Annotated in this window: 21 protein-coding genes and 1 pseudogene; 15 read left to right on the forward strand and 7 right to left on the reverse strand. The window is 44.9% G+C overall.

All coding sequences use genetic code 11. The features are described from left to right. Positions 1-143: 143 nt before the first annotated feature. From FY534_RS02030 to FY534_RS02065, 8 genes are read left to right on the forward strand one after another with little or no spacing between them, the layout of a single operon-like run. On the forward strand, positions 144-827 hold the full coding sequence (locus FY534_RS02030) for a phosphoadenylyl-sulfate reductase (RefSeq protein WP_203115505.1): 684 nt from the start codon (positions 144-146) through the stop codon (positions 825-827). Between the two features lie 36 nt (positions 828-863). Next, positions 864-2024: a sulfate adenylyltransferase gene (gene sat, locus FY534_RS02035; RefSeq protein WP_203115030.1), complete on the forward strand. Its 1161-nt coding sequence runs from the start codon at positions 864-866 to the stop codon at positions 2022-2024. Beyond that, complete coding sequence (locus tag FY534_RS02040) at positions 2017-3741, forward strand: NADPH-dependent assimilatory sulfite reductase hemoprotein subunit (protein WP_203115031.1); 1725 nt, start codon at positions 2017-2019, stop codon at positions 3739-3741. The genes sat and FY534_RS02040 overlap by 8 nt, the downstream gene beginning before the upstream one ends. Positions 3742-3774: 33 nt before the next feature. Then, positions 3775-4884, forward strand: coding sequence for a uroporphyrinogen-III C-methyltransferase (cobA, locus tag FY534_RS02045; RefSeq protein ID WP_203115032.1), 1110 nt, complete (start codon positions 3775-3777; stop codon positions 4882-4884). Continuing rightward, a complete protein-coding gene (locus FY534_RS02050) occupies positions 4881-5666 on the forward strand; it encodes a sirohydrochlorin chelatase (RefSeq protein ID WP_203115033.1) in 786 nt (261 codons plus the stop codon). The genes cobA and FY534_RS02050 overlap by 4 nt, the downstream gene beginning before the upstream one ends. Before the next feature lie 58 nt (positions 5667-5724). Further along, positions 5725-6711: an NAD(P)H-quinone oxidoreductase gene (locus tag FY534_RS02055; RefSeq protein ID WP_203115034.1), complete on the forward strand. Its 987-nt coding sequence runs from the start codon at positions 5725-5727 to the stop codon at positions 6709-6711. Positions 6712-6749: 38 nt separating this feature from the next. Then, positions 6750-7037 carry a 4a-hydroxytetrahydrobiopterin dehydratase gene (locus FY534_RS02060; RefSeq protein ID WP_203115035.1) on the forward strand — a complete coding sequence of 96 codons (288 nt, stop codon included), beginning with the start codon at positions 6750-6752 and terminating at the stop codon, positions 7035-7037. A 37-nt stretch (positions 7038-7074) separates the two neighbouring features. Then, complete coding sequence (locus FY534_RS02065) at positions 7075-7620, forward strand: CcdC protein domain-containing protein (RefSeq protein WP_255567423.1); 546 nt, start codon at positions 7075-7077, stop codon at positions 7618-7620. On the opposite strand, the gene FY534_RS02070 is transcribed toward FY534_RS02065, so the two are convergent. Together FY534_RS02070 and FY534_RS02075 are read right to left on the reverse strand one after the other, a co-directional pair. After that, positions 7595-9238 (reverse strand): ATP-binding cassette domain-containing protein, encoded by a 1644-nt coding sequence (locus tag FY534_RS02070; RefSeq protein WP_203115036.1) that lies wholly within the window; start codon positions 9236-9238, stop codon positions 7595-7597. The two genes, FY534_RS02065 and FY534_RS02070, sit on opposite strands and share 26 nt — an antisense overlap. Then, a complete protein-coding gene (locus tag FY534_RS02075) occupies positions 9235-10107 on the reverse strand; it encodes an ABC transporter ATP-binding protein (protein ID WP_238413620.1) in 873 nt (290 codons plus the stop codon). Before FY534_RS02075 ends, FY534_RS02070 begins: the two co-directional genes overlap by 4 nt. Positions 10108-10208: 101 nt before the next feature. Between FY534_RS02075 and FY534_RS02080 the strand changes: the two genes are divergently transcribed. Then, positions 10209-10805 (forward strand): biotin transporter BioY, encoded by a 597-nt coding sequence (locus FY534_RS02080; RefSeq protein ID WP_072873040.1) that lies wholly within the window; start codon positions 10209-10211, stop codon positions 10803-10805. A 32-nt stretch (positions 10806-10837) separates the two neighbouring features. Here FY534_RS02080 and FY534_RS02085 read toward each other — a convergent pair whose 3' ends face one another. Continuing rightward, the gene (locus FY534_RS02085; protein WP_203115038.1) at positions 10838-11521 is read right to left on the reverse strand and encodes a GntR family transcriptional regulator; all 684 of its coding nucleotides are present in this window, start codon (positions 11519-11521) and stop codon (positions 10838-10840) included. A gap of 265 nt (positions 11522-11786) precedes the next feature. Between FY534_RS02085 and FY534_RS02090 the strand changes: the two genes are divergently transcribed. Together FY534_RS02090 and FY534_RS02095 are read left to right on the forward strand one after the other, a co-directional pair. Beyond that, entirely contained in the window at positions 11787-13562 is a 1776-nt protein-coding gene (locus FY534_RS02090) for a peptide ABC transporter substrate-binding protein (protein WP_238413621.1), read from the forward strand. Between the two features lie 52 nt (positions 13563-13614). After that, on the forward strand, positions 13615-14337 hold the full coding sequence (locus FY534_RS02095) for a creatininase family protein (protein ID WP_203115039.1): 723 nt from the start codon (positions 13615-13617) through the stop codon (positions 14335-14337). A 44-nt stretch (positions 14338-14381) separates the two neighbouring features. Here FY534_RS02095 and FY534_RS14560 read toward each other — a convergent pair whose 3' ends face one another. Together FY534_RS14560 and FY534_RS02100 are read right to left on the reverse strand one after the other, a co-directional pair. Beyond that, positions 14382-14528 (reverse strand): hypothetical protein, encoded by a 147-nt coding sequence (locus tag FY534_RS14560; protein ID WP_238413622.1) that lies wholly within the window; start codon positions 14526-14528, stop codon positions 14382-14384. Then, complete coding sequence (locus tag FY534_RS02100; protein ID WP_238413623.1) at positions 14516-14920, reverse strand: mismatch-specific DNA-glycosylase; 405 nt, start codon at positions 14918-14920, stop codon at positions 14516-14518. Before FY534_RS02100 ends, FY534_RS14560 begins: the two co-directional genes overlap by 13 nt. 201 nt (positions 14921-15121) lie before the next feature. Between FY534_RS02100 and FY534_RS02105 the strand changes: the two genes are divergently transcribed. Continuing rightward, the gene (locus tag FY534_RS02105) at positions 15122-17554 is read left to right on the forward strand and encodes an alpha-amylase family glycosyl hydrolase (RefSeq protein WP_238413624.1); all 2433 of its coding nucleotides are present in this window, start codon (positions 15122-15124) and stop codon (positions 17552-17554) included. Between the two features lie 80 nt (positions 17555-17634). Here the strand turns inward: FY534_RS02105 and glnA are convergent, their stop codons facing one another. Further along, positions 17635-19059 (reverse strand): type I glutamate--ammonia ligase, encoded by a 1425-nt coding sequence (glnA, locus tag FY534_RS02110; protein WP_072873044.1) that lies wholly within the window; start codon positions 19057-19059, stop codon positions 17635-17637. Positions 19060-19241: 182 nt separating this feature from the next. Here glnA and FY534_RS02115 point away from each other — a divergent pair, with 182 nt between their 5' ends. The 3 genes and pseudogenes from FY534_RS02115 to proC form a co-directional block, all read left to right on the forward strand. After that, the gene (locus FY534_RS02115; RefSeq protein WP_203115041.1) at positions 19242-20021 is read left to right on the forward strand and encodes an alpha/beta hydrolase; all 780 of its coding nucleotides are present in this window, start codon (positions 19242-19244) and stop codon (positions 20019-20021) included. Positions 20022-20026: 5 nt separating this feature from the next. Continuing rightward, a complete protein-coding gene (locus tag FY534_RS02120; RefSeq protein ID WP_203115042.1) occupies positions 20027-20527 on the forward strand; it encodes an NUDIX hydrolase in 501 nt (166 codons plus the stop codon). Between the two features lie 274 nt (positions 20528-20801). After that, positions 20802-21611, forward strand: a pseudogene (proC, locus tag FY534_RS02125) (pyrroline-5-carboxylate reductase); the annotation flags it as partial. Positions 21612-21620: 9 nt separating this feature from the next. On the opposite strand, the gene FY534_RS02130 reads toward proC, so the two are convergent. After that, positions 21621-22115 (reverse strand): MogA/MoaB family molybdenum cofactor biosynthesis protein, encoded by a 495-nt coding sequence (locus FY534_RS02130; RefSeq protein ID WP_072873048.1) that lies wholly within the window; start codon positions 22113-22115, stop codon positions 21621-21623. Between the last annotated feature and the right edge of the window lie 125 nt (positions 22116-22240).

Below are 22240 nucleotides of genomic sequence, written 5' to 3' on the forward strand. Positions count from 1 at the left end.
ATCCAAAATTTAACCCGCGTCAGCGGGTTATTTTTTTTGCCTATTGACCTCGTGGGTCGCTGGCCATACAATAGGAATAAAATTAAAGTATTCCAATCGGAATAATAATAAAGAGGTGTGGGAATAACGTGAGAACTTTAGCCATCAGTCCAATTGAAATTGAATCATTGGCAGTAACGTATGAAAATGCTTCACCGCAAGAGATTTTGCGTGAAGCTTTGCACCGTGTGGAAAATATAACTCTCGCCTGCTCTTTTGGCATTGAAGATATGGTTTTGCTCGACATGCTCAGTCAATTAAGTCCAAATCCTGACGTGTTCTACTTAGATACAGATCTTTTGTTTCCTGAAACGTATGCGTTATGTAACGAGGCGATAGAACGCTATGGATTGACCCGGCTACGGCAAGTCAGGCCCGCTTTGACCTTGGAAGAACAGGCAGAACAGTATGGAGAATCGCTTTGGCAGAGCAATCCCAATCAATGCTGCGATTTGCGCAAAGTACAACCGCTGACACGTGTTCTGCAGGAATATGACGGTTGGGTTACGGGCATTCGCCGTCAGCAATCGCCTACGCGCGCCAATGCACAGGTCTTTGAGGTCGATCACAAATTTGGCTTGGTGAAAGTCAATCCGTTAGCCACGTGGTCTGAGAAAGATGTGTGGCGCTATGTTCATGAACACCAGGTACCCTACAACCCTTTGCACGATCGCGGTTATCCCAGTATCGGCTGTTTACACTGCACACGTCCTGTCAAACCAGGTGAAGATTCACGTGCTGGTCGTTGGTCGGGATTTGATAAGACAGAGTGCGGTTTACATCAGTAACGGATCGGCTAAAGAAAGATTAGGAGTGGTATAGATATGGAAGCGCATGGCGGACAACTGGTTTCTAGAGAATTACGTGGAGAAGAACGTGCAGAACGAATTCGCGAAGCTCAGGATTGGAAATCCATTGTACTTACGATGTGGGCACTCTCTGATTTGGAGTTAATTGGAATTGGTGCCTTCTCTCCCTTGACAGGATTTCAAGGGGAAGCAGACTATTGGTCGATTTTAGAGAATATGCGTCTACAAAATGGCACCGTATGGCCGATTCCTATTACCTTGGCTGTTTGTGAAGAGGAAGCCCATCAAATCAAAATAGGAGAGATGGTTGCCCTCTATGGAGAAAACGGACAAATTTATGGGACGCTCAGAGTAGAAGAAAAATATAAGGCAGACAAACTTCGTGAAGCACAAGCAGTGTATCGTACAACAGACAAGGAACATCCGGGTGTTGCTAAATTGTTGGCACGTCCTGATGTCTATTTGGCTGGCCCCATCGAAATTTTAAATCGTCCGCAAATTTCTCAATTTTCATCTCATACGTTCGTTCCGGTTGAAACGCGGCGCATGTTTGCAGAACGCGGCTGGCGGAAGATTGTTGGATTTCAAACGCGCAATCCAGTGCATCGTGCTCACGAGTTTATTCAAAAATCAGCTTTGGAAATTGTGGATGGACTGTTTCTTCAGCCGCTTGTGGGTGAGACGAAAGCAGATGATATTCCAGCTACGGTAAGAATGAAGAGTTATGAAGTGTTGCTTCAACACTATTATCCGAGCGATCGCGTTTTACTAGGTGTCTATCCTGCCGCCATGCGCTACGCTGGTCCGAGAGAGGCAGTGCTGCACGCACTGGTCAGGAAAAATTATGGTTGTACGCACTTTATTGTAGGTCGCGATCATGCTGGCGTGGGCAACTATTACGGAACGTATGATGCGCAGAAAATTTTTGAACATTTTTCCGAGCAAGAATTAGGAATTGTTCCGTTGTTTTATGAGAACAGCTTTTTCTGCAGCAAGTGTGACACCATGGCTTCAGAAAAAACGTGTCCGCACGATGAGGAATATCGCTATATCCTCTCGGGTACGAAAGTACGCCAGATTCTTCGCAGTGGAGAACGTCCTTCTTCGAAATTCACTCGACCTGAGGTTGCTGATGTTTTGATTGAAGGATTGCGGGAGGCGATAACGGTTGGCTGAGCAACATTCCTCAGAAACAAAACTATCCAAAGTAGAAATTATCAAAAAGAACAGCCGGCATCTGCGTGGAACTATCGAGGAAGCGCTACAGGATGGCAGCAGCCATTTTTCTGAAGAAAATGTGCAAGTATTGAAGTTTCACGGTATGTATCAACAGGACGATCGCGATTTGCGTGCAGAAGCCAAGCGGCTGGGCAGGGAACGCTATTATTCTATGATGATTCGCGCCCGGATACCGGGAGGTCGTTTGAATGCAAGTCAGTATCTGGAATTTGATAATATCGCAGATACTTACGGCAATGGAACATTGCGCATAACTACTCGGCAGACATTTCAGGTACACGGTGTTCTGAAGGAGAATGTCAAATCCACGTTGCAGCACCTCCATCAAGTGTTGATTACCACCCTTGGTGGTTGTGGTGATCAGGTGCGCAACATTATCTGTTGTGGCAATCCGCTTGAAAATGGTTTCCGCAAGCAAATTCATAGTGATTTGCACAAAATGGTCTCACAATTTAGTGCAAAGACAAATGCGTACCACGAAATATGGTTAGACGGAGAACGATGGAATAGCGAAGAGGACTTGCCGGAAGAAGAGCCGTTATACGGCGAAGTCTATCTGCCTCGCAAATTTAAGATTGGTTTTACAGTTGAGGGCGACAATTGTGTCGATATCTATGCGAATGATTTGGGAATTGTAGCGCATCCAGACCCCGCGGAGGAAAAGGTCGAGGGATACACGTTGCTTGTAGGAGGCGGTATGGGCCGAACCGCATCCATTCCCGATACGTATCCGCGCTTAGCGACACCGCTTTGTTTTGTGACACCAGAAGAACTAGCGCAGGTATCCATGGAGATTGTCAAAATTCAACGTGATTTTGGAAATCGCAGTGACCGACGCTATTCTCGTTTCAAATATTTGCTGGATGAGCGGGGGATCTCATGGTTTCAGGAAGAGTTAGAAAATCGAGTGGGCTATCGTCTGGCTTCGCCTCGGCAGCTTGTTTGGTTGAGTGGCTCCGATCATCTTGGCTGGCACTCTTTGAAAGATGATCAATGGTATTTGGGTCTATTTGTTCGCAATGGACGAATAATGGATACCCATGATATGCGCCTCAAAAGTGTATTGAAAGAATTATTGAAGACGTACGAATTCGATATACAGTTAACTTCACAGCAAAATTTGCTTTTGGTTGGCATTCACTCGCAACAGCGAGATGAGGTGGAGAAAAAATTGCGAAATGCGGGTGTCCATTTACCAGTGGATTATTCACAAGCGGTTCTTCACTCCATGGCTTGTCCCGCGCTTCCAACTTGTGGTCTTGCGACCGCTGAGTCGGAGCGGGTTTTTCCAGAAGTTATGGAACGGATGGAAAAATTATTGGCGGAGACAGGGCTTTCCGAGATTTCTTTGCCCATCGCCATTCGTATGACAGGTTGTCCTAATGGCTGTGCCCGTCCTTATATTGCCGATATTGCTTTTGTCGGTCGAACACCTGGCAAATACGATATCTTTTTGGGTGGCGGAATCTTGGGAAATCAATTAAACATGCGAGTACTTGAATTGGTTCCAATAGAGAAACTTGATGAGGTTTTGCGCCCTGTATTGCAAGATTATGCGGAAACCGCTGCAACCCATGAAACGTTTGGAGCCTATTGTCATCGAGTTGGTTTGGACGGTCTGCGCGCTAAGATGGAAGCAGCAGTGATTGGATAACATCTGCAAATCAAAGCTGGGAGGAGGGAGGTTATGAATGGGAAGGTGTATCTGGTTGGTGCTGGACCGGGTGTTTCAGGTCTCCTGACTTTACGGGGAAAAGAGGTCATTGAAACGGCCGACATTCTTTTCTATGACAGACTCATCTCGCCTCGATTGTTCAGCTATGCGTCTCCACAGGTTGAGGCTGTTTATGTAGGTAAAGCCAATCGAAAACATACTATGCCTCAAGAGGAAATCTGCCGATGCTTGATCTGTGCCGCACGTGAAGGAAAGAGAGTGGTCCGTCTTAAAGGTGGCGATCCGTTTGTGTTTGGCAGGGGCGGGGAAGAGGCATTTGCGTTAAGAGAAGCAGGTATTGACTACGAAATTGTGCCAGGCGTGACTTCCCCAGTAGGAGCACTTGCATATGCAGGCATCCCACTTACGCATAGAGGATTGGCCAATTCCTTTACTGTTGTCACGGGTCACCAGATGAGCAATGATGAGTTGCTGGATTGGCAGAATGTATGGAACCGTAGCGATACGCTGGTCATTCTCATGGGACTTGAACAATGGCCGGAAATCTCGCAACGTTTGCTGCTTGCAGGCGTACCAGTAGAGACCAAAGCTGCCATTCTTCAAGCCGGATCGACCGCATTACAAAAACGCGTGGACGGTAATTTGGCTAATATTGGGTTACGCGCCCAAAAAGCAGGGATTCAGTCGCCTGCGCTTGTCGTTCTTGGGGAAGTGGCGGGATTGGCCCCTATTCTCGATTGGCAGTCGTCCCAACCTTTATTTGGATCACGTATTTTAGTTGTGACTCGTGATAGGGCATTAGCTGACCACTGGGTGCGCCGTATAGAATCACTTGGCGGTGAAGCCATGGATATTGTCTTTGAGGAGAACGGACATGTTTTGCGGCCAGCAGCCTTAACTGCGTTGCAGCAACTTTGGCAACCTGAAAGTATACATGCAGTGTGGATAGAGGGGGATATACCAAGGAAATCTCTAGACCTTTTTTTCCCTGCTGCATGGAAAAATCATTTGCAGACGCTTGTTTGGTGGAATGGAGAAAAAGTTGCTCAATATTTGGAAAATAATCAGGATGTTCTTTTTATAAATAGAGATGCCAAGTCAAGTAGGGAGGCGTTTGCATGAGACGCGGCGTGTTGCTGGTTGCTCATGGAACTCGAGTGCCAGCAGGCGTTTTAGCGGCGATTTGTTTTGCGGAAGGTGTAGCCAATAGGCTAAAGGCGCAGAATCCATTATGGGAGAATGCGCTTTGCCGATTGGCTTTTTTAGAAATTTCCACACCTGATATCTATGCAGTTGCTACCCAAATGTATCAGCAAGAGGGCATTAGAGAACTTTATATTTTGCCGCTCTTACTGCTCAGTGCTGGACATGCGCTGGCAGATTTACCGCGTATTATCGATGATATACAGAGAGATTGTCCTCATCTTAGAGTACGAATGTCATCACCATTAAATGATCATGAGAGGCTGGTAAAAATTTATCAGCAACACATTCATGATGCATTACAGCAGGAATCGGGAATAGATGCTCTTCTTTTTGTGAATCGTGGTTCCTCGTATCCACATTCCTATCGGATTTTTCAACAGATCGTTCAGCAGACGAGCGCTTCGTTTCCTGATTTGAAAAAAACATCTGCCTTTTTCGCTGGCTTAGGGGCAGGATTATCGAGAGCTTTTCATCGCCTTGAAAAGTCTGGGGTAAGAGAGTGTCTCGTCTTGCCGCACCTGCTTTTTCCTGGACGTCTCTCTGCTCAATTGGATCGTCAGTTAAAGGAATGGGCTATGGGACATGCTCATTTACATTTTCGTTCGGCTCCACTGCTTGGTGAATCGGAAGAATTGATGGATGTCTATGCCAAGCAAATAGTTCTCTTCAGCTTGAGAAGAGCAGTGCAAACCGTGTGACCAGGGACATCCCGTGTTATGATAGAAGATACAAGCTGATAAGCGAGGTGTTGATGTTTTGCGAGCAGTAAGACAAGATACGTTTGGGGATGCAGACGTTCTCTATATTGGCGAGGCTTCTACACCGACGATTGGGTCTCACGATTTGCTTGTTCGTGTACATGCTACCGCTCTCAACCGAGCTGATCTTTTGCAACGTCGAGGATTTTATCCGCCTCCTCCTGGGGAATCAGAAATTCTGGGGCTCGAGATGGCTGGTGAAGTGGTGGAAGTCGGGGCAGATGTGGAAGGATTTACTTTGGGTAGCCGTGTGGCTGCGCTGTTGCCAGGTGGTGGGTATGCGGAGTATGTCAAAATTCCCGCGGGAATGGCCATGCCATTGCCAGACTCGATGTCTTATGAACAAGGTGCAGCGATACCAGAAGCCTTTCTAACCGCGTATCTCAATTTGTTTTGGTTGGGAAAAGTACGTAAAGAAAACACTGTTCTGGTTCATGCTGGTGCCAGTGGGGTAGGAACTTCAGCCTTACAATTGATTCGTGAGGTGGGCGCGATTGCATTGGTCACCGCAGGTTCGGCAGAGAAAATTTCGGTCTGCAAAAAACTGGGTGCTGTAGCGGGCTGGAATTACAAAGAGGGTCCATTTTTGCCTTTTGTGCAAAAAGAGACAGATGGACGCGGTGTGGATATCATACTGGATTTTATCGGGGCTAACTATTTTGCAGAAAACATTCAATCTTTGGCTGTCGATGGACGTTTGATTGTCATTGGAACGATGGGTGGAACGCAAGTTCAGCAGCTTGATCTAGGTTATTTGTTGCAAAGACGTCTGCAAATTATTGGGACAGCATTACGATCACGGTCGGTGAGCGAGAAAATTCGTCTGACTCGTGAATTCTATCAATTTGCACGGGATGGCTTGAATGAAGGACGAATTGCTCCGCTGGTGGATACTGTTTTTGATTGGACAGAGGTCGCTAAAGCGCATACCTACATGGAGTCCAATCAAAATATGGGTAAAATTGTCCTGCGTGTGTCTGGATAAAAATTCAAGAAGCACTTCTGCATTGAAGGAGAGAGGGTATGGATACACCTGTCATCGAAGAAGTGTTACAGAGATGGTTACAAGAACATCGTGATTGGAGTCGACAGGATAAGCGAATTCGTAAACGATTCCGATTTAAAACTTTTCCTGAATCTATACAATTTGTCAACCAAGTGGCGGAGATTGCAGAGGAACACAATCATCACCCGTTTATTCAGATTGATTTTCGCGTAGTAACATTAGAACTGACATCCTGGCACGCAAGAGGTATAACAGTATTAGATCTTCAACTGGCTGACAAGTATGATGCACTTGTAGAAGACTGAGAGAGGCGGATGCCCCCTGGGAAGTATAGTCAGTATCATTGTAGTCGTTTTGTTGCTTCTTTTTTCACTCTATATGCGTACTCGGCGTACACTAACCTATCAAAAAGCCAGCCGTACTTTACTCGTAACGAGATCGATTTTATTTGCTTTAGTGGCTGTATTGCTTCTTTCTGGCGCTACTTTGCATCCTATCCTCTTTCTCTATGCAGTGCTGGGTTTGGTAATTGGTTTTTTGCTAGCCTATTTAGCTTTGCGCGGCACTCGATTTGAACAACGTCAAGATGGAGTGTATTATCGCGCCAATCCCTGGATTGGCATGGTGGTTATTGCTCTTTTTGTGTTTCGCTTTGCCTATCGTTATATTGAACTGTATCAGAAAATTCGTCAGTCTGAGCTGCTTCATAACGTCAAACCAAGTGCACTCTCTACGACCAGCGATCCTCTGACTTTCTTTTTATTCTACTTGGTGATTGCTTATTACCTAGGTTATTATGTTTTCCTTTTGTTCCGGCTGCGTCGATTTAGCAAAGAAAAAGCGGCTGAACAAGAGTTGGTTCTCAGAGAAGAAATAGACAAACCGTAAGTGAGCTGGCAGTCAGTAACCAAAAAATATCCGATCTTTTGAGTTTCCAAGGGGATGGATGCACCGTGATGTCACGTAAGTGTACCATCCCCTTGGCATGCAATGCGTCACTTGTGTCTTCAGCCATTTGTAACAAAACAAGTAAAAATGGCACAAAGATATAGGGGAGACGCCAAAAACTGAGACGTTTTTTGAAGCGAGCCAGATGAATAATTTGAAATCTATGCCACTCTTCTTGAATATGAGGTAGAAAACGCAGTACATAAGCAGTCGTAAAAGAGAGTGCCGCTGTGGGCACACGCAGCTTGGAAAGTGGTTGTAAAATAGATGCAAGCGCCTGTTGGAGTTCAGCTTCACTGGTTGTAAATGGAACAATGAGACCAAGCGCAACGGCGGCTAACAAGCGTATGCTGGTTTGTAGGGCTTGCAGCATAGAAACTGGATGGAAGCCCAAATTGAGATATGGGTGAAAATGCAGGGACAAGCCTGCAAACAGAAGGGTAATCACAGACAGATAAAAGAGCGCTCGCATCTGGCGGAGCACAGACACTGGTGAAGCGCCGAGTAAAAATATAGACGACACAGCTATTGCCAAGCTAAGCAGGGTACCTGCCCAATCGTGAGTGAATAAACACCCTAACGTGACGAACCAAGTGCCTATCCAAAGTATGCGTAAGTCAATATGAGTCCGCCTCTGTGTTTTGCTGTTGGGTTCTTCTATTTCTCTTAATACACTTCTCCTATGCTGGTTTTCCATAAGCTCGTTTTCTGAATGAGGTTTACGCACCGTCCAACCTTCCATAAGGAAGTTGGCCACTTCTTCAGCGCTCAAAAGGCGTGTGTTTGGCACGTCTCGTCCTTCGGATATCCATTGAGACTGCAAGCGTAAAACCGTCGGTATTTCTATTCCAATTTCTTCTAGCCATTCGGGATGCAAGAATAGTTCAGATAAATGACACTGGCGAATGTCTCCACCCTCCGCCAAGAGCAGAAACTGGTCAGCGACTGATAAAAACGCATCGATTTGATGAGTGGCAACCAGTACGCCGCCTTCTGGATGTTCCAGTTTCCAATTTTGAAGAGTTTCTATCAGTTTTTTAAGTGATTCACCATCTAATCCCACGGTAGGTTCATCACATAGCAGCCATTCGGCAGGTACAGAAGTCTCAACCGCAACTGCTGCCCTTCTTTTTTGACCGCCACTGAGTGAAAGTGGCGTTTGTTGCAGGAGCAGGGTTGGTAAACCTTGTTTGGACAATGCATAAGCCATCTCTTCTGATGATGGAGGTGTTTTGGCAAAAGGACTGTGACTGATGACAAATTCTTTGGCTAAGGTACTTGCCATCATGCTTTCCTCAGGGGATTGAAAAACAAGCGCAAATTTTTTTAACCATTCTTTGTCGTGTTCATTTTCTAGAGGTCTGTTGTTCATCCAAAGGCTTCCTGACTGTATCGGTAACAACCCTGCTACAACCTGTAGGAGACTGGATTTTCCCGATCCGATAGGTCCAAGCAAGACGTGGATTTTCCCTGATTCTACTTGTATTTGTAAGTTTTCAAATAGTGGTTTGGCTGTTCCTGCATGTTGAACTGTTACGTTCTCGAATTGTAAATTCACGAATGTACACCAGCACTTTCTAAGGACTGTATTTCTTGTAACGGCAATTCAGACCAAGGGATACCGCGGCGATATAACTCTTCTCCAACTTGTATGGAAAAGGGGGGAATATATCCTAGTTTTCTGCATGTGCTTGGCTGCCATGGACTTTCTTCTGAGTAAAAAAATGAACGAGCATGCCAGCCAGTGAGTAACGTTCCGTTTTGAACGATGGCGATTTCGTCAGCGTAAAAAATATCTTCTAATTGTTGAGTCATCCAGAGTATAGATAAATTGGTTTGGCGAACTTTTTTTTCAAGAAAGTTTAGTAACCGATGACGGATGGCTGGATTCAACATGGCGGCTCCTTCATCGACAATCAGTAAGTCAGGGTTGTCTAAAAGTGCAGAGGCAAATGAGAGAAGTTGTTTTTGCCCGCCAGAAAGTTTTTTTACCGGAGAATGAAGCGGTACGGACAACCCCAACTCTTCAAGCAGATCAGCTATTTGTTTGCCTGTATACGAACAGTTGCGAGCAGTTGCTAATTCATCAGCAACGGTTTCACCCAGGATTCCCGCTCCCAGTCGCTGCGGAATATATCTTAAAATCATTGAAGAAGTGGAAGATACAGTTAAACTCCCTTCCAATATTGGTGATAGTCTGAGTAGGCCTCTGGCTAAGGTGGATTTTCCTCCACCGTTTGGTCCTAATACGACTAACCACTGACCTTTATATAATGTCAGATAGAGATTGTGCAATAGGACTACCCATCCGCGATGCGTCGGATAACCAAATGAAGCATTTTGAATTTCTAACAAAACAGGTGTATCCAACTCTATTCCTCCAGCAATGACGTCGGTTGTTTCAATTGAAAGAAGGTCTACTTGCACTCTTTTAAACTTATGCTACAATCCAATTGTCAACCTATTAAATTTTATATATTAACAATCAGTTTGTCTACTTTGATAAACTGGGAAAGGATGAATTTCATTTGCGTATCACAGTTCGCGGCATCATTTTTAGTGCACTTTTTGCGGCATTATTAGCAGTTCTCAGTTTTGTTTCATTTAAACTGCCCTTTACTCCGGTACCCATTACATTGGAAAATTTGATGGTTATGCTCGCCGGGGCACTGTTAGGTGGTGGCTATGGATTTTTGAGTATGCTTTTGGTAGTGGTTCTAGTAGCCCTGGGTGTACCTATGCTGGATGGCAGCGGGGGAATTGGCGTGCTTGTTGGGCCGTCGGGTGGCTACGTTTGGATGTATCCTATCTGCGCATTACTTGCCGGTTATCTGATTCGCAGAGTGCGTGGTAACGGTCCAGTTTCCTTTGTTTGGATTGCCATAATAGCCTTTGTTTTTGGTGATTTGCTCTGTTATGTGACAGGGGTGGGTTGGCTAGCTCATCTGTATCATTTATCACTCTCCAAGGCATTGGTTCTAGCCGCTTATCCATATTTGCCTGGCGATGCAGCTAAAGCTGTCATCACAGCTTTGATTACGGTGCAGGTTCGCCGAGTCTTTCCTGTTGAACGTTTGGTTGGCAGTTCAAAAGTTAAACTCGCATCACCGGAAGTCAGCGCTTAAAATTACGAAGATGTTTTATAGATAGCGCATGGTTAGCCATGCGCTTCTTTTAGTTTGGATTCTAATTCTTTGAGAGTCGATAAATAATGCATATTTAACCCTTGAATGATCTTCTCTTTATCTCGGCTTGCCAGAGTGTCATACAAAATCTGATGAATCTCAACAACTCGATTTACTCTTTTGGGCAATTCGTTAGCAATGGTTAAAAACATAGCTCCAACCTGGCTGTCCATTTGGCTATGAGCTTGAATCAAACGAGAGTGCTTAGACAAGCCAACAATCACTTTGTGAAACTCAATATCGCATGCAATCAGTTCTTCTGCATTTGCCTCTTGAACGGATTGTGCAAATCTTTCTAATAAGTGAGAGAGTGCTTGTAAATGCTCGTCTTGCAAATTTTCCAGACCCATTTCAATAGCATTGACTTCGAGCATCGCGCGAAACGTGTATATCTCGTAAGCGTCTCTTGCCGATAATATCGATACAGTAGCGCCCCTATTTACTTCATGTGTCACCAGACCTTCATTTTTCAACATCAGCAGCGCTTCTCGCACAGGACCACGTGAAACCTGCAAGTCCCGTGCTAAATGGACTTCATTGATACGTTGGCCAGGTTTGATAGTACCAGTTAAAATCATTTTGCGAATTTCTTTCACAACTTCGTTGGATAATGAGGTTCGATAAATTTTTCCTGCGGAGAACGAATCTATTGGCATAAAGCACCTCGGGTCTATGTTCGTCTAAAGCGTAATTTATTTCTTCAATCTATCTCACCTTATGAAACAGAGATTGTCAACCGCTCTTTTATGATTTGAATTTACAGATTTTTATGATATATTGAACATGAAAACTGTTAACACTTATTTGGAGCTTGACAAAAAGGTCAGTGTTATCATTTTGCAAACGAGATCGATCAAAACAAAGAGTAAATGAAAAGTAAGTGGGCGTTGGTTTCTTGAATGGAAAAGAGGGGGGTTTAGAGTGGGGAATCATTCCATACGTAAAATATCTTCTATGGTATTCATTGGGTTGGGACTTTGTATGGCAGTAACAGGGTGCGCAAGTCAGACACCTTCAAAAGGAACGGCTGGGCAAACTGTCAATGGAACAGCACATCCAACGCCAGGGGGAACCATCATTTTTGCAGAGCCACCACAGGCGAATTTGAATTGGTTTTTCCCTCTTTTTAACATTCAGGATGATGGCGTTGATAATGCCCAATTCATCAACATGCTTTATAAACCGTTGCTTTGGATTAACAATCAATTCGAGATCGATTGGAATTCTTCCATTGCTAGTAAAATTACCTACAATCGCCAGGGGACTGTCTACCATGTTTTTATGAATCCCAAATGGCACTGGTCTAATGGTCATCCTGTCACCAGCAAAGATATCCTTTTTTCTTGGCATGTCATTCAGGCTGCTTCTGCAGCAAACGCCCCTTCGCCATGGCCGTATGTTGGAGCTGGAACGGGGGATATTCCAAACGGCATAAAAAGTCTGAAAGCGAATGATCCTTATGAATTTACTGTTACCTTGGATCATCCAGCCAATCAACAGTGGTTTATCTACAATGGATTGATTCAATTGACACCTTTACCAGCTAGTGCTTGGGACAAATATCAAAATATCCAGAAGGAGATTAAATATTTAGGTGACGAAGCTACTAATCCCATGTTTGATACTGTAGTTGACGGACCTTTTCAATTAGTGAGCGCTGTACCCAATCAGTCTTGGACAATTGTACCGAATCCGCGATACAGTGGCCATAAAAGTATCGTGAACAAAATTATTTTTCAGTATGAAGCTTCCAATACGGCAGAATTTTCCGGTCTGAGAACGGGGTCCATTAATGTAGGCTATCTGGATCCGAGTCAATACGGTTCACGACAAGCTCTTCTTTCCAAAGGTGAAGTGATCACACCTCAATATGCGTTTGGATATTTTGAAACACAATTGAACATGTTCCCTGGCTCACCAGTACGCCGTTTGTTTGACAAACTATATATCCGCCAAGCGTTACAAATGGGCATTGATAACGAAAGTATTGATCAAGCGGTCTATCATGGTTTTGCTCCTCCCTTAGACGGACCGATTCCGCAAATACCACATACTGCTTTTTTTGATAGTCAATTGAGTCAAAACCCATATCCTTATAACCCAGAAAAAGGGAAGCAGCTTCTGGAAGCCCATGGTTGGAAGTTAGTCAATGGTATCATGACCAAAGGGGCACAAAAATTGAAATTTACCATGATTTATGCTGCCGGATCGGCATCAGAACAAAATCAGGTAGAAATTATGAAACAAGACTGGGCACAAGAGGGAATTGACGTAACGCTAAAAAGCATGCCAGCCAGTACTCAGGAGTCGATTACCTACAACGCCAAAAATCCTGGAGATTGGGAGATGTCCAACGGACTTGCCTGGTTTTATAACGGGCCCGGCTATTATCCAAGCGGCGGACAGTTGTTTGCAACCAACGCTCCATCTGGATTTGGCTACAGCAATCCGGAGGAGGACGCCTTGATTGCTGCTACGCATCAACCTTACGCGACACCAGAAGAGGCTATGCAAGCATTTTACAAATATGAATATTTTACAGCCTTGCATCTGCCTGTTCTCTGGGATGGCAATGTGGCCACACTCGCAGTACATGCTCCCCAAGTGCATGGAACTGTTCAATATGGTAATGCTTTAACGGGATTTCCTCAGATGAATTATTGGTGGGTATCTTCTAACGCAGCAACATCGTCTTGAGTTAAGGATGTTATGTAGTTATCACATTTTGATTCGATAGGTGGTTAGAGATATGTACATGATGAAATTAACCCAACGAGAGTACGTACAACAGTTAAAAAAAGGGATAGACACCGTTCTCATTCCCATTGGCATGCTGGAGACACATGGGGAACACTGTGCTCTTGGTACGGACACACTGATTCCACGAGAGTTTGTCAAACGACTCGACGCTATTCTTGGTAAGCGTATCATGATGGCGCCAGAGATTGCCTATGGGCATTCATGGGCATTGGCTCCGTTTCCTGGTACGATTGATGTCTCACAGCGAATTTTTACAGACTATGTACGTCATATCGGTGAGCAATTCTTTCATCAAGGATTTCGACATATTGTGCTGCTGAATGGACATGGTGGCAATATTTCGGCCCTCAATGAGGTGTCCGAATGTTTGGCCGATCTCGGTGCGTATGTGTTGACGATTCACTGGTGGCTCGATTATCGCGAACAGATTGCAGCTATTGCGCCTGCTGTCGGACACGCTGGAGAAGATGAAACTTCTTGTGTTCTGGCGATTGACGAGTCTTTGGTGGATATGAGTGTAGCTCATAATCATCAAGATACATTATCTAGGAAAATCAAATCGAAAAAGATGGGGTTGCGGATTTTTCCCCATGGAAACTCAGGGGATGCAACAGCAGCCAGTGTAGAAAAAGGAGAAAGAATTTATCAGTCATTGGTTCCATTGATGGTAAAAGATATTGAGGAACTTTGGGAGTTTGCTCAATCTGAATAATTGACTCTATGGGTACGCATCCACTATACAACGACCGCCCTTCTTCAATTCTGGCGAGGCGGTCGATACCCTTTTTTGCGTAATTCCTCTACTTTTTTGGCCAATTCTTCATAAATAGAAGTTTGCACGTCAAAATCCATTCTCACTAAGCCGCTTGTCCCCGGAGCGACAAATTCCATCATGTCAGGCAATACAGTACACTCTTGAAAACCAAAATCAACTTTACTGCGTTCAGCGTATTTTTGGTAGACGCCTTTCCCACAAAACAAGCAATGATAGGTTTGTAAAGAGAAAGTTTATCTTTGAGTATAAGCCTGCCTGCTCGCCATTCCTCAGGTCGGATTTCATCTGCTCGTTTCGTAGTGCGAGCTACGATATTGGTAAATCCATATCCATACCAAGCCAGCATATGGGGGTTGTCAGAGGGAGGGTGTAAGATGGGGGTCAAACCCGATGAATGCAAGAGACGATAAAAACGATTGCTGCGATGAGCGTATGGAAAACCTGTAGCTGATGATGTTGGCGAAGGATTAAATCCAATAAAAACGACGACTAATCCTCGATGTAAAAGATCGTTGATCATAAAATGGTGTCACGCTCCTACCGTTATTCTCCCCATGTCGAATGTAAACGTCAATTTTTTCAAATCAATGCTGAAAGTTTAACCATCCCTGCTTATTCGAAATGAGCAAGAAAATAAGGATTTACTATTGACAGACAAATAATTTGTAATTTTCTTAAAATTATCATCAAATATTTCTGATTAGAAAGTGAGGGAAGTTCGGTGAATGCAAATTTTCGCACCTTAATGCAAACGTTTGCATTTGTTGGAGCATCAACTTTTGCTTGTGTATCAACAGCTTGGGTCAATCCGGCAGATATTGTGCAGGCATCCACTAGTGTAGACAGTAATGCTTTGTTTTCCGATCAAGGGCCACTTTATTTTACACTACAGGAACCTACTTCGAATCAACCGATTACAGTAACGCTTCGAGCTTCAGCAGGAAATTTAAGCAGTGCTAATGTCGTTGTATACAACACTGCATCGGGATCGACCACGTACTATCCGATGTCTCTGGAAGGAAACGACGTCAATGGGGTCTATGAATTTTGGTCGGCTACCCTGCCTGCTACGTCTAACACGGAGTACTATTATTTTCAAGCGAATGATGGTTCCTCAACCGTTTATTACAATGCTTCCGGTGCTACTTCTACAGCCTATCCAACACCAACTTTTTCCGGAAATCAATGGAACACATATGATGACTTTGTTATCAGTCCGAATTTTAGCACGCCAAGTTGGGCCCAGAATGGTGTGATGTATCAAATTTTTGTCGATCGTTTTTTTGATGGAGATGTCAGTAATGACGTTACGAATGGCGAGTATTCTTGGTATGGGCATCCGACTGTACAGCTTAGTTGGGGGCAAGACCCTGAATTGGGCGATCCCGGTGGGGCAGATCAGGTAGCCTTTGCTGGTGGAGATTTAGAGGGTGTTGCCGATAAATTGAATTATATTGAGCATACGTTGGGAGCCAATATTCTCTATCTTTCACCAGTATTTACGGCAAATACTAACCATAAATATGATGTGCAAAATTATTTTCAAGTTGATCCGCATTTCGGAGGTAACAGTGCTCTGGAAACCTTAATTTCGGATGCCCACAATACTTTCGACAATGCTGGACAACAGGGACGAGTCATCTTGGATGGCGTATTTAATCATACTGGGGCTTCGAACTCTTGGTTTACGAGTGCACAGTCCAGTCAATCCAGCCCTTATTATAATTGGTATACCTTTACCAATTGGCCATCTCAATATGCTACTTTTGCAGGGGTATCCAATCTTCCCAAACTCAATTATGGGTCTTCTTCCTTACAGAATGAAATTCTCTCTGTCGCCGATACCTATCTCGAACCCCCATTCGATGCGGATGGATGGCGGCTTGATGCACCTGGACATATCGGTGCAAATGGATATGATCCAGAAGCAAATGGAAATTATAACGATCCAACGAATCATGCTTTTTGGGAAAGCTTTCGTCAAAGTGTCAAGTCGGTCAATCCTAATGCCTTTATTTTTGGGGAGTGGTTTGAAGGGTCACAACCTGAGGAATGGTTGAACAATGGTAATCAATGGGATGGTTCAGTCAATTATAATGGATTTTTACAACCGGCCTCAGAGTGGATTACTGGATATGATGATGGCTTTAACGCAAACTCCATCTCTCCAACCACACTGGAAAGTTGGCTGGTTGGAACGCTCAATAGTGTTCCAAGAGCTGCTCAATTGGCTCAAGTCAACGAATTAAGTACACAAGATGTGCCGAGATTTGCGGAACGAGCTGCAGAAACTATCAATTACAAAACCTATACCACGCCCAGTGGCGGAACAGTCACCTATCCGTATGGTGGAACACCGAATCTATGGAAAGATTATCTTGGCGCCTTTTTACAATTTACGTATGTCGGTATCCCTACCATTTATTATGGTGATGAATATGGCATGATGGGTGGCGGAAATAATGATGCAGGGAAACGTTGGACATTTGATTGGAGCCAAGTGGCCAATGGTGGCAATAGTGTCTTTCAACTCTACCAACAATTGATTGCGATGCGTCATCAATATCCCGCGTTGACAGACGGATCGTTTATGCCTTTGGTAGCAGATGACAACAGCAATATTTTTGCTTTTGCGCGCATGGATGGACAGCAAAGAATCATTGTTGTTTTGAATAATTCCAATGGTACGGAAACGGAAACCATTCCTGTCTATGAGGCCGGATCGCCCTATAATAGTAGTTTTACTAATATTACGCCGCTTGTTGGTGGGGCTTCGGAAGCTTCTTCAGTCAGTGTGGATGGTCAGGGTAACATTAGTGTCACCGTGCCTGGACATTATGCGGAAATTTTGGTGCAACAAGGTGGACCATTGACAGCGGTAAGCACAAACCCTGCGCCTTTGGTGGCAGGTCAGCAGGCGACGATTACGTACGATGGTCCGTTGGCCAGCACAGCTTCTTCATTAACAATGCATTGGGGATACAACAATTGGAATGGTATTACGAATACAGTCATGACTCGCCAGTCGAATGGAGAATGGACAGCTGTCATCACTGTGCCTAATGGCAGTGTTTTGAATGCGGCATTTGAAGATAGTAATGGAGATTGGGATAATGATAACTCTCAGAATTACAATTTTCCTATCTCATCTTAAAATGAATAAAAAACATAAAAAAACAGCGAGGGAGAATCCTGCCTCGCTGTTTTTTCTATAGCATGAGTAAAATGCACGAATTATAGATCGAGATAGAGATGGAATTCATACGGGTGTGGTCGTTGTGCAAGAGGTTGTACTTCACTTGAGCGTTTCAGATCAATCCAGTTTTGGATGAAATCTTTAGTGAAGACACCTCCGCGCAACAGAAATTCGTGATCAGCCTGCAGAGCATCGAGCGCTTCCTCCAATGAACCAGGAACATTCTGAATCGAAGCTTTTTCTTCTGCACTCAATTCGTAGATGTTTTTATCAATTGGCCCAAAACCAAGTTGGGTGGGATCGAGTTTTCGCTCAATGCCGTCTAAACCTGCCATGAGCATTGCGGCAAACGCTAAGTAAGGATTGGCAGTACCGTCCGGGGTACGGAACTCAATACGGGCTGATTTGGGTGTGACTGCAGCAACAGGAACACGTATGGCGGCGCTGCGATTTCCTTTTGAGTAAACCAAATTGATGGGAGCTTCAAATCCGGGCACTAGACGTTTGTATGAGTTGGTACTCGGGTTGGCGAAAGCGAGCAGAGCAGGAGCATGAGAGAGAATGCCAGCGATGTAATGACGCGCCAGAGCACTCAAATTACCGTATTGACCTTCCTCAAAGAAGAGTGGCTGATTACCGTTGAAAAGGCTTTGATGCACATGCATGCCAGAACCGTTGTCGCCCAGAATCGGTTTGGGCATAAAGGTAGCAACTTTACCGTATTTACGTGCTACTTGACGGACGATATATTTGTACATCATGACGGTATCGCCGGTTTTGGTCAATGTATGGAAACGGAAGTTGATTTCTGCCTGTCCGGCAGTAGCCACTTCATGATGGTGACGTTCAACGCGAATGCCTGCTTTCATAAGTTCCTTGACAATTTCCGTACGGATATCCTGCTGAGTATCCGTTGGCGGGAGAGGGAAATAACCGCCTTTGTTTTTTACTTTATAAGCCAAATTGGCTTCTCCGCCACGACCGCTGTTCCAAAATGCTTCCTCGGAGTCAATGGCATAGAAAGCGCCTGATGGAGAACTGTCATAACGGACATCGTCGAGAAGGAAAAATTCCAATTCCGGTCCGAAATAGGCTGCATCCGCAATGCCTGAGTCCTGCAAGAATTTCTCTGCTTTTTCAGCAATGAATCGCGGATCGCGTTCATAGCGAGTACCGTTGGGTTCATAGACTGTGCACATCAGACCGAGCGTGGGCGCAGCCATGAACGGATCGACATAAGCGCTCTCCAAAACAGGTCGCATGACCATGTCGCTCTCCTCAATGCCACGAAAACCTTGAATGCTCGAACCGTCAAAAGCGATGCCATTTTCCAGCATTTCAACGTCAACTTCCACGGCAGGCACTGTCACATGATGTTGTCTGCCAGGCACATCAACAATTCGAAAATCAACCATTTCAATTTGATTTCTTTTTATAAGATCTAAAACTTCCTGAGCAGTCACGGACGGATTCCTCTCCTCACCTTTATACTCAAATGCACATGTTTTGATGATAGAAGGAGAAAGGTAAGAACGTCAAGGTGATATGTTAGGAAACCTAACATAACATTTGAGGATTTTGTCGAAATGATGAACCGGGAGAAAGTGGTATGATGGAAGTATCAGGATGAGTGGAGGTTGAAGCAATGCAGTCAGCAATCAGTCTCAATGTGGACGGAAACACGCTGCGAGGTATGCAACATTGGCCGGACGAGGCGTTTCTTGGCAAGCCCATACAATCGTTTCCAGCTATCATTCTGTTTCATGGCTTTACAGCCAACAAGTTGCAGGAACATCGCCTTTTTTTGAAAATCAGTCGTCGATTGTGCGCTCTTGGCATCGCTTCATTTCGATTTGATTTTTCTGGCAGTGGTGAGAGTGATGGAGATTTTGAAGAGATGACTGTTCGTAAAGAAGTTCAAGAAGCTCATGCGATACTCGACTTTGTCCAATCTTTGCCCTCCATTCAAAGACATCGTGTGATGTTGCTTGGTTTAAGCATGGGGGGATTGGTAGCTGGCATAGTCGCTGGAGAACGGCCGCAAGATGTAGAACGCCTGATATTGCTTTCGGCCGCCGGAAATATGCGGGAACTGATTCAGGCAGCCATGGGTGAGCATCCGCCAGAACGCATCAGTCCAATTTTGTACGATCGCGATGGTGATTTGATTGGCTGGGATTTTTATGATGATTTAATGACCATTGATGGTTTTGCCTGTGCTCAACCTTACCAGGGTCCGGTGTTGGTCGTGCATGGAACTGAAGATCAGGCAGTTCCGTTTGCAATCGCTGAGCAGTACTGCAATGAAGTATTTCCAGGTCGCTCAAAACTGGTTCCTATTGAAGGGGCAGATCATACTTATAATCGATTGGATTGGGAACAACAGGTGTTGGATGCAATAGCGGCATTTGTAGTGGAGGGATAAACAAGGTGGCGTTTCATGTCAGACTTGCTGTGCGGCGGGGCTTGCTGAAAATTTATGGTCTACTGCCGCGCGGTTTGACGAGCCGCCTCATCAAACTGGTTCATCCTAGTGTTCTTTTGGCGGTTGTGGGCGTGGTTTTCCGAACGGATGGTTCTTTTCTTCTTTTGCATCACAGTTATCACAAACCGCGTTGGCGATTGCCGGGAGGTTTGGTCAATCGAGGAGAATCGCTTCAAGATGCTGTCTGCCGTGAGATATTAGAAGAAGCAGGCTGTCTTGTAGAAATTCTCTCTTTTATAGACGCTGCATCGCTTGCATACTCCTATGATGTGGCTTGGTTGTTGCGTCTAGTCGAGGAACGGCCATTTTCTCCTTCCGCTGAGATTGTCGATCGCGTTTGGGTGGATTTTTCCCAACGCCAAGAATGGGGTCTTACAAAGGAACAGCTAGATTTTCTTGAAAAAGGTTACGAATTATGGAAAAAGACAGGATCTCCCTTGCCCTGAAATCTGAAATGCCTTTCACAGACAGCAAGGACTCATGAGTTTCATGAAACAGTTCTTGCTGTTTTTGCATTGCATTTATATTCAAACTATTGTATTTTAATTGGAAATTCACACAAAAAGGGCGTTGTTCTGTTTTCAAAATAGTTATAGACGGACGATTGACCGCGCACTAATCTTTACCAGACAGAGAGATAGGAGTGGTGAACATGTTCAGCTTTAATGAGGCAGATATCCTTCCGTTAGGAAACAAGCCAGCCCCACGCTTGTTTTTACTGGGGCAGGAGCTATGGCGGAAGCGTTTATTCGCGGCATTGTCCGTAAAGGGGCATTACAGCCTGAACAGATCTATGTTCTCAATCGCAGCCGCGGTCAAAGATTGATGGAATTACAAGAAGAATACGGAGTGGTTCCTGCTAAAAGTTTGATGGATGCTGCAGATGCGGCGGTTGTGGTACTGGCAGTTAAACCTGCTGATGCCGCACAGGCGCTTGATGAGTTACGCCCCTATTTGCACGGTCAACTATTGATTTCCTTTGCAGCCGGTTTGTCAACAGAGTGGTTATTAGAAGCGATTGGCAACCAGGCAGCAGTTGTCCGCACCATGCCCAATTTACCGGTTGCAGTGGAATCGGGTGTGACGGCTGTCGCTTTTGCCGAACATGTCACCCATAAAGATCGATTATTGGCTCGCTTTTTGCTGGAGCAGGTGGGCGCGGTGGTGGAAATGGAAGAATCTCTATTGGATGCTGCGACTGCGTTCTCCGGAAGTGGACCTGGATTTGTATGTTATTTTTTAGAGGCTATGGAAGAAAGTGCTCGACGATTGGGTTTTGATGAGGAGACGGCGCGCGCACTATTGCTTCATACGGTGGCTGGAACAGCCAAAGTGCTTTTGGATTGGCAACTCTCGCCTGAAATTTTGCGCCGTCGCGTGACTTCGCCGCGTGGGACGACCCATGCTGGCCTGCAAGTTTTCGAACAATCTGGACTCAAAACATTCGTCAATGAAGCGTTGCAGGCGGCAGCAGCGCGATCGGCAGAAATGGGGAAACAGTTTAAAACAAAGGATAGATCTAAAGACTGAAGTGTTACTTTATGGATGTTCTGTCTTGCCACGAATCAGATCGATAGTATGTAAAAGTACCGGTTGGATAACCTGAAAACATTCGTTGACAGCTTTTGGACTGCCGGGGAAATTAATAATTAATGTCTGACGGATGACACCCACAACTTGCCTTGAAAGCATCGCGAAAGGTGTCTGGTTCAGACTATATTGGCGCATGGCTTCAGCCATTCCCGGCAGCGGCCGCTCAATGACTGACAAAGTTGCTTCTGGAGTCACATCACGCGGAGAAATTCCTGTCCCACCAGTGGTGGCTATGAGACAGACTTCCGGTACGGCAGCATATTCTTTCAATGAATGTGCAATAAACTGTTCTTCGTCGGGTAAGACGAGATGTTCATAGAGAACAAGAGGAAGAGATTCTATTTGTTGTATCAGCAGTGGCCCGCCAGCATCTTCCCGCTTGCCGGCGTAACATGAATCGCTGATGGTCATGACCACAAACTTTCGAGTCTGCTCTGGCATTCTCCATCCCCCATTCCTGTACCCTTTTGGATTTATTGTAAGTGTCCTGTAGGCAATCGACAACTTGTAAATAAAATCGAAAAAAGAGGAGTCGGTTATTTTGTTTCGAGTCTCTAAATTCGGTA

The sequence above is a fragment of the Alicyclobacillus sp. TC genome (assembly GCF_016804365.1).
Taxonomy (GTDB): domain Bacteria; phylum Bacillota; class Bacilli; order Alicyclobacillales; family Alicyclobacillaceae; genus Alicyclobacillus_I; species Alicyclobacillus_I tolerans.

Coding starts and splice junctions, on each gene's coding strand:
- FY534_RS02115 (WP_203115041.1), top strand. CDS start 19,242: ATGCAGTCAGCAATCAGTCTCAATGTGGACGGAAACACGCTGCGAGGT.
- FY534_RS02095 (WP_203115039.1), top strand. CDS start 13,615: ATGTACATGATGAAATTAACCCAACGAGAGTACGTACAACAGTTAAAA.
- FY534_RS02050 (WP_203115033.1), top strand. CDS start 4,881: ATGAGACGCGGCGTGTTGCTGGTTGCTCATGGAACTCGAGTGCCAGCA.
- FY534_RS02130 (WP_072873048.1), bottom strand. CDS start 22,115: ATGCCAGAGCAGACTCGAAAGTTTGTGGTCATGACCATCAGCGATTCA.
- FY534_RS02100 (WP_238413623.1), bottom strand. CDS start 14,920: ATGATCAACGATCTTTTACATCGAGGATTAGTCGTCGTTTTTATTGGA.
- cobA (WP_203115032.1), top strand. CDS start 3,775: ATGAATGGGAAGGTGTATCTGGTTGGTGCTGGACCGGGTGTTTCAGGT.
- FY534_RS02060 (WP_203115035.1), top strand. CDS start 6,750: ATGGATACACCTGTCATCGAAGAAGTGTTACAGAGATGGTTACAAGAA.
- sat (WP_203115030.1), top strand. CDS start 864: ATGGAAGCGCATGGCGGACAACTGGTTTCTAGAGAATTACGTGGAGAA.
- FY534_RS02085 (WP_203115038.1), bottom strand. CDS start 11,521: ATGCCAATAGATTCGTTCTCCGCAGGAAAAATTTATCGAACCTCATTA.